This window comes from Pirellulales bacterium (assembly GCA_035546535.1).
Classification (GTDB): Bacteria; Planctomycetota; Planctomycetia; order Pirellulales; family JACPPG01; genus JACPPG01.
The window spans coordinates 1-6,028 of sequence record DASZWQ010000053.1; the positions used below are offsets into that span (position 1 = coordinate 1).

Below are 6,028 nucleotides of genomic sequence, written 5' to 3' on the forward strand. Positions count from 1 at the left end.
GCCGTAGAGCGTCAGCAGGTAGAACAGCCCCACCATGAGCTCGGTGCGCTGCGTGACATATTCGACCGTTTCGGTGTTGATCGGGTGGAGCGCCCACAAGAGCGCCGCGGCCAGGGCCAGGCCGTCGGCCGCGCGATCGAATCGATGCTCGAAACGCTCGAGTCGCAAGGTGCGCCGCACGAGTGCAAAGAGCACCAGCGCCGCCAGCACGTGCAGGCACACATTAACCACATGGAAGCCGAACGGATCGAGGCCGCCCGACGCGACGTTCAGGGCAAACGACAGATTCACCAGCGGCCGACCGGCGGTTGGGTACTCTCGCGCCGGCCACAGAGGTCCCGAGCCCGGCTCCTTATCCCACAACGGAAAGACGTGCTGCAGCGATGGGTTCTGCTCGATGCAAGTCAAATCGTCGAAGATGAAGGGGCCACGCAGCCCGCTGTGGTAAGCGGCGACCACCGCGACACTCAGCACAACAGTGGCCAACAGAAGCGCCGGCATTCCCGGCTGGGGCAGCCTATTCGGCAGAAGACGGCGTGCCGATGACTCGGCCGTGGTCACCTCCGCGGCAGGCGCGGCTGAATCGGATTGGGGGAGCGAATCGCGCATCAACGAAGAGTGTGGTAATCCCCACGTATCACGGACCCGGAGTTTTCGCGCGTAACTTGTCGAGAGCCGCTTGGGCCAATGCGTCCTCGGGATGAAATGCCAAGGCGCGGCGCAAATACGTTGTCGCCTCGGCGGGCTGATTCAATTCGACGAGCACGATCCCGATATTGCGCAGCGCGTCCGCATGGTTCGGCTGAAGACGTAGAGTCGCCTCGTATTCCTGGACGGCCGCCGGCAGATTGCCGCTTGTGCCCAAGAAATTGGCCAGCTCGAAGTGTACTTCCGGCCGGTTCCCGTCGAGACGCAGGGACTTCTGGAAATTCTCGAGAGCCTGTTCGCGCGCTCCCATTCTGGCCTGCACGAGCGCCAAGCCGTAATACCCTTCGGCGTAATTGTGGTCGACGCCGACGGCTTTCTCGAATTTCGTTTGTGCCTCGGCAAAACGGTTTTGCGAAGCCAGGGCCATACCTTGGCCAAACAGCGCACGCCCGTCGTAGGGACGCATCTCGAGCGCCGCGCCAAACTGGCGATCAGCCTCGTCAAACCGACCGGCCTCCATGAGCACGAAGCCGCGTTTACGACGGATCTCAAACAATCGAATGCCCGATATCTTGTCCTCTTCGCACAGGCGAATCGAGGTCGCCAGCAGATCGGCCGCCTCGTCGAACTTGCCTTGCGAGTCCACATGATCGGCCAGGTTGGCATAGGGCATCCAATTGCCGGGATTCTTGGCAATGATATCGCCGAGCAGTGTGGGAATGTCCTGGTAAATGAACGTCTGCCGATAAGAGAGCACCCCCAAAATGAACAATAGCGCCGCTCCGGCGAGATAAACCATCGAGCGATTGCCGGCCGGAATCTTGATGATCGCCCCCACAGCCCCGGCCGCGGCCAAGGCGAATAGAGCCGTGCACGAGTGATACTGAAAATGGTCTGCCACCTGGGCATAGCGCATGTAGTAGATATTGAAGAAGCCGAGCGATGGGAACAGGACGCCGGCAAAAATCAGCACGGCCGCCAAGGGACCGCGGCCGATGCGCCCGCGCGCCAGCCAGAGAACAATAGGCAGCGCCAGCGCCGCCGCAGGAAACAGGTATTGCCACCAGACCTGCGGGTCGATCTTCCAGCGTGGATAAAGAAACACGAGCGGGTGCGGCCACAGCAGCTTGCTGGGATAAAACCACAAGGCTCGGCCGGCCAGCAGGAAGCGATTCAAAAACGGCTGCGACCAATCATCCCCTTGCGCGCCGACGTGGTGGGTTTCCATCCAAATCGTAATCAGACTCAAGGCCAGGCCGATGGCAAAGAATGGCAATAGCGCCACGATTTCCCGCCCCTCCAGACGCCCTCGTTTCCACCAGTAGATCACCAAAAGCACGGCCGGCAATGAGACCACCATGGTCTTCGCGAATAGCGCAAGGGCAAACAGCAGGAACGCCAACGCGTACCAGAGCGCGCGACGCTTTTTCGAGTCCGGCGCGCGATCGATTTCGACCGCCACCGGTGAATAGCGCAGATAACACAACATCGAGGCCAGCGCCAGCGAGAGACTCAGGACGTTTTTGCGCTCGGTCACCCAGGCCACGGATTCGACGCACACGGGGTGAACGGCGAACAGCGCCGCGGCCAGCCACGCGCCAGGCACCTGCAGGCGCACCAGCAGCCGCCACAGGAGCAAAACCGCCGTGGCATGCAGCAGGATATTGTCCAGGTGGTAGCCAAACGGCCGCAGTTCCCACAGGTGATACTCGACCCAATAGGTCGTATACATGAGCGGGTAATACTGCTGGATCGACTCTGGCACGAGCCACATGTCCCACAATCCGGCGGCGCTACGAAGCGTTTCATTCGTGGTGATGTTCTCGCCGTCGTCCCAGATCAATTCGGCACGCAGTGTGGGCAAATACACGACGAATGCCATCGCGACCAGGGCGGCGGCAAGCCAGATGACCGTTGGACCGAAAGGTGCCTTGGCCGCGCGCGAAGCGGCCCCGCCGCGATCCCGTCGCGAGGCATTCGAGCGTTTGGCAGGGGGCGAAGCAGGCATGATCACGCCAGCGCGGTTTACGATCGATGTCTGATTCTCGACAGTAGCACGCGCATTGCGGTCCGTGAAGAACAAAGCCCGTCGGGCCGCGACCAGCGCGCAGAAAAAGGCCCGATCCGTTGTCCGGATCGGGCCTTCCAAGGAGCAAATCACGATTGGTTGTCGAACGGTTTCCTTAGGCAGCCTTCTTGCGGCGATAGACCATGCCGATGAAGCCCACCAAGGCCAGGCTTCCCAGAGCCACCGAGCTGGGCTCGGGGATCAGGGCGCTGGGCACCTGACCGCTCAGGTTAAACGCCAGGTTGCTCAGCATCAGATTGGCGGTCAACGTCGTGTTTTGAATATTGATCGACGTGACACCGCTCGAACTGCTACCGACGCTGAAACTCTCGCTCGTCGCCAGCGGAGCAACAAACTGGAAGGGAATCGGCGGCAGAGCGGACAGGTTCGACTGCAGATCCACAAGCATGTTGTTCAGGTGCGTCGAGTCGGGGAAGGCGCCGAAGGGGACGCCCGTATCCGACGTTTGCAGGTCGGCAATCGGCAAGCTGCCAGAGAACGTGACCTGGGTGTTGGTCGGCAACGTGAACAGAGTACCGACATTCAGGTTGATGCCAAGCACGTTCAACGACCCGGTAACGCTACCGTTGAGTAAGATCGAGAACGTTCCAGGAACCAGCGCGTTACCCGGGTTACCGCCCGAGACCGTGGCGGGGCCCGACGAAGTGAAGGTAACACCGCTGATCGAACCCGAGAACGTCGGCGTCAGCGTGAAGGTACCAACGCTCGTTCCCATCGAGATGCCCGAGGCATTGATGCCGAAGGGCGTCACGGTGCCATCGCTGAGGTTCGCGTTGAGCGAATTCAAGATCTGCGGCGTCCCTGGCGTGACGTTGTCATACGTCAGGCTGGCCGTGCCGCTGGCGTTGCTCGTCGACAACGAGACGGTGCTCGGACTGAGCGACAGAGTGGAGGTCTGATTCTGAGCCGAGAAGCCGATGTTCGTGTTTACGAACACAATGTGCTGCTTGTAATTGCCGGAAATGGCATTCGAGCCAAGCGCAAGGGTCGAGCCCGACCCCAAGCTGAGACTGGCTGTGACGTTTCCGAGATTGCCGGCACCATTCGGTGGCCCGAGCAATACAGTGCTGGTTACAGTGGCGGCCCGAAGGGCGCCCGCCGCGAGCACGACAGAGGAGGCGGCGATGGCCGCCGCCAAGAGAGTTCGACTTGTTTTCCAAATCATTAGCGGCTCCTCTTTGCTAAACCCTTAAAGGTGTCGAAGGATGCGAATCAGAACGCTTGGAACAAATCGCCTTATCCAGCCCAACCCAATTCATGGGTAGTAAACCCCGGACATCCGGAGTAACCCCCACCTTTAGAAGAGACTAACCACATTGGCGGGGAATGCAAGCTAAAAAGTGTTAATTTTCCAAATTGGTTGGGGATTTCGTTGATTTTGGCTTGTTTTTAAAGGAACCCGCTGGGGGGCGAGGCCAAAACCTCGGCTAGGGGGAAAACGGATGGCGACGAAATTCGATGAGCCACGCGTCGATTTCCGCTGCAAGGTCCGTGAGGCCGTTGGTTCGCGCCAGGTCCAGGGCCCGTTCCGCAGCCGCGACCGCCTGCTCTGGCTGTTGGGCCTGGGCGCGAGCCTTGGCGGCGGCAAAGAGCGTTTCGGCGTCGTTCGGGTCTAGAGACGCGGCGAGTTCGAGCCGCGCCGCGGCCTCGCCAGGTCGCCTGAGCTGTAGAAGCGCGTGTCCGTATGCGCGATAAAGCGCGCCCGTTCGCTCGCCGTGCTGCTCGGCCGACTGGAACTGGACAATCGCATCGGGCAGCCGCCCCGCCCCCGCCAAGGCACGCCCAAAGGCGTAGCGAAGCTCGCCATTCTCGGGCTCCGCTTCGACGGCCTTCCGCAGCAGGCCAACGGCGGCGGCCGATTGCTGCGAATCCACCAGAGCGTGGGCCAATGCCTTGGTTGCAGCCGGAAAATCCGGCTGCAGACGCAGCGCCTCCTGGAATTCTTCGATCGCCTGGCGCAACTCCTTGTCCTTCGCCAGGGCTCGTCCCAGGTTGTAGTGCGCGTCCGCTGACCCCGGTGCTAAACGGACGGCATGCTTTAGCCGAGTAGCGGCCTCGCGGGAGCGCCCGAGCTGCAACAGCGCCAACCCCAAATAACTGTGGACCTGGGGTGAATCGGGCTTGAGACGCAGCGCCTCCTCCAACTCCCGCAGCCCCTCCTCGCCTCGATCCGCGCCAAGGAGCAAGACGCCGATGCTCAGGTGTATCTCCGCGGGATTGTTAAATCCCAATCGGAGTGCCTCGCGATACTCGAAAATCGCCTCATCGACGCGGTCGACACCCGCTAGAGCCATGGCCAGTTTGACGCGGAATTGCGCCTCGCTGATTCCAAAAAACGCGTATTGAACGGCCTCGGTCAATCGCTCGATCGCTTCTTCGTTGCGCCCCGCGTGCATCAAAGAAATGCCCAGGCTTGTCAGCGCCAGCGCGTTGTGCGGCTGGTTGCGCAGCGTATCCTCCCACAGCCCGATCTCACTTTCGTAGGCGGTCATCCGCTTCACGTCGAGGGCGGCGAACGTGGCGGCGATCACGACCACGGCGACCGTCGCCGCAACGACGGCGCCTCGACCGGGGCCGTTTGATCCGCGCGCCGCGGCCGTCGTTCTCCGTGGCCAAATTCTGCCGAGAACGGAATAGCCGCCCGCGACGACCAAGGCGCACACCGCGGCCATGGGCAGATACATGCGCCGTTCGGCCGCGACCTCGCTCAGGACCGGCACCACGAGCGTGGGAGAAAGAATGATCCAGAGGGCTGCCGCTACGAAACCAGTTGCGGTGTTCCGCCACCACAGGTAGAGAGAGGCCAGCGCCAATAAAACGGCCGGCAGTACCCAGGGCCAGGCCGTCGCGAAGGCGTTGATGAAGGTCATGTCGTAGTGAATCACTAGCGGCCAGGGCCACACGGCCAATTTCAGGTACAAAAACAGCACCTTGGCTTCGGTACACCAGTAGATCCAGGGAGATACTCTCACGGCTGCGCCCAGTTGAAAGCCCGCTGAGGCGGTACGCGGCCCCGCACGATTGAGCGCAAAGAGCAGCGTCCAGCCGAGGGCGAGCCCGACGTACAACGGCCACGACTGCCGCAAGGCCTGCCGCAGGGAGCCGGCGACGAACGCCCGCTCGAACAACAGCACGACCACCGGCGCCGTTACCATCACCTCCTTGCTGGCCATGCCCGCCAGGCACGCCGTGGTGGCGAAGAGCAACCAGCCGACGCGCGCCGGTTCGTCGCCGGCCGTCCAGTAGCGCAAGGCGCCGTAGAGCGTCAGCAGGTAGAACAGCCCCACCATG

At 61.8% G+C, this 6,028-nt stretch carries 4 protein-coding genes; all 4 read right to left on the reverse strand.

What is annotated here, in order from left to right; translation table 11 throughout:
* On the reverse strand, nt 1–486 hold a 486-nt coding region (locus tag VHD36_07020; protein ID HVU87054.1), incomplete at its 3' end, for a hypothetical protein.
* A 151-nt stretch (nt 487–637) separates the two neighbouring features.
* The gene (locus tag VHD36_07025) at nt 638–2,656 is read right to left on the reverse strand and encodes a tetratricopeptide repeat protein (protein HVU87055.1); all 2,019 of its coding nucleotides are present in this window, start codon (nt 2,654–2,656) and stop codon (nt 638–640) included.
* Nucleotides 2,657–2,831: 175 nt separating this feature from the next.
* Nucleotides 2,832–3,902, reverse strand: coding sequence for a hypothetical protein (locus tag VHD36_07030; protein ID HVU87056.1), 1,071 nt, complete (start codon nt 3,900–3,902; stop codon nt 2,832–2,834).
* Nucleotides 3,903–4,164: 262 nt separating this feature from the next.
* Nucleotides 4,165–6,028, reverse strand: a 1,864-nt coding sequence (locus tag VHD36_07035; GenBank protein HVU87057.1) for a tetratricopeptide repeat protein, incomplete at its 5' end; no start/stop codon positions are given.

What these genes read in the sequence shown, in the direction of transcription:
- VHD36_07025 (HVU87055.1), bottom strand. Translation starts at nt 2,656, where the DNA reads ATGCCTGCTTCGCCCCCTGCCAAACGCTCGAATGCCTCGCGACGGGAT.
- VHD36_07030 (HVU87056.1), bottom strand. Translation starts at nt 3,902, where the DNA reads ATGATTTGGAAAACAAGTCGAACTCTCTTGGCGGCGGCCATCGCCGCC.